The 1,516-nt window shown below is 73.2% G+C and carries 1 protein-coding gene; it reads right to left on the reverse strand.

Annotated features, from left to right (window positions below):
- A partial coding sequence (locus tag BM430_RS34840; protein ID WP_177303136.1) for a beta strand repeat-containing protein occupies positions 1-1,516 on the reverse strand: 1,516 nt, incomplete at both ends.

Consider the following 1,516-nt stretch of genomic DNA (forward strand, 5'->3'; position numbering starts at 1 on the left):
GGCGCGTCGTTGACGGGCGTGACGGTGACGGCGACCGTGGCGGTCTCGGTCACGCCCCCTGCGGTCACCGTGTAGGTGAAGCTCGTCGCGCCGGTATAGTCCGCGGACGGCGCGTAGGTCAGCGTGCCGTCCGCGTTGAGCCGCACGCTGCCGTTGGCCACCGCGACCGCCGCGCCGCCGGGGCTGATGGCGGCACCGTTGACGGCCGTGATGGTGCGGCCTGGGTTCTCGAAGCTGTCGTTGGCCAGCACCGCCAGGGTGACGGGCGTGTCCTCGGGCGTGCTCGCCGTGTCGCCCGCGATGTCGGCTACCGGTGCGATGACGATCGTGCTCGTGTCGGTGTCGGTGAGGGGCGTCCCTGTCCCGGTATTGCCGCCATCGTTCGTCGTCATCGTCAGCGTGACGGCGCCGTTGGCGTCGGCGACCGGGGTGAAGACGGGGGCGGCGGAGGCCAGGTAGGCGTTGAGCGCCGGCAGTGTGCCGGTGAGCGTCAGGCTGGCGGTGCCCGAGCCCGCGACGGTGACGCCGCCGGAAGCGGTGGCGCTGAGGCTGCCGCTGCCCGCGCCGACGCTGAGGGTGAGCGCACCGGTCCCGGCATCGACGTCTGACACGGCGAGGCCGGTGAGCGCGAGCGGCGTATCCTCGTTGGTGGTGAAGCTCGCCGGCAGGGTGTTGACCGGCGCGTCGTTGACCGGCGCCAGGGTGATGAGGGTGGTGTCGACGTCGGTGAGCGCCCCGCCGGCGCCGGTATTGCCGTTGTCGCTGGTGGTGAGGGTCAGCGCGACGGCACCGTTGAGGTTGGCGGCCGGGGTGAAGACTGGGGCGGCTGCCGAGGCAAGATAGGCGTTGAGCGCCGGCAGCGCGCCGGTCAGCGTCAGGGAGGCCGTGCCCGAGCCGGTCACGGTGACGCGGCCGGAGGCACCCGCGCTGAGGCTGCCGGTGCCCGCGCCGACGCTCAGCGTCAGGCTGAGGGCACCGCCGGCGGCATCGACGTCGGCCACGCTCAGGCCTGTCAGCGCCAGTGCCGTGTCCTCGCTCGCCGCGAACGAGGCCGGCAGCCCGTTCACCGGCGCGTCGTTGACCGCCACCACGTTCACCGTCGCCTGCGCCGCCGCCGAGCCCAGAAGCCCGTCGTTGACGCTCACCGCCACGATCCGCGGCAGCGTCGGCGGGTTCTCCGAGGTCGAGGCGAACCGCACCGCCGCAAGCGCCGCCTGATAGTTCGCCAGGCTCGCCTGGCCCGACAGGGTCAGCGTGAAGCTGCCCGCGTCGTAGCTCGCGCCGATCCCCGCCGGCAGGCCCGCCGCCGTGAGCAGGTCGCCGGCCTGGCCGTTGGTGATCGTCACCGTGGCCGAGGCCAGGGCGGTGTTGTCGACGTCCTGGATCAGCACGTCGGTGTCGGCGATCGGCACGCCGGCGCCGTTCTCGGTGTAGGTGCTGGAGAAGCCGGTGCCGGGGCCGGAGGCGTCGAGGTCGAGGACCGGGGCGTCGTCGACGGGCAGAACCGTGATCGTGC

Source organism: Methylobacterium sp. 174MFSha1.1 (assembly GCF_900116815.1).
Lineage (GTDB): Bacteria > Pseudomonadota > Alphaproteobacteria > Rhizobiales > Beijerinckiaceae > Methylobacterium.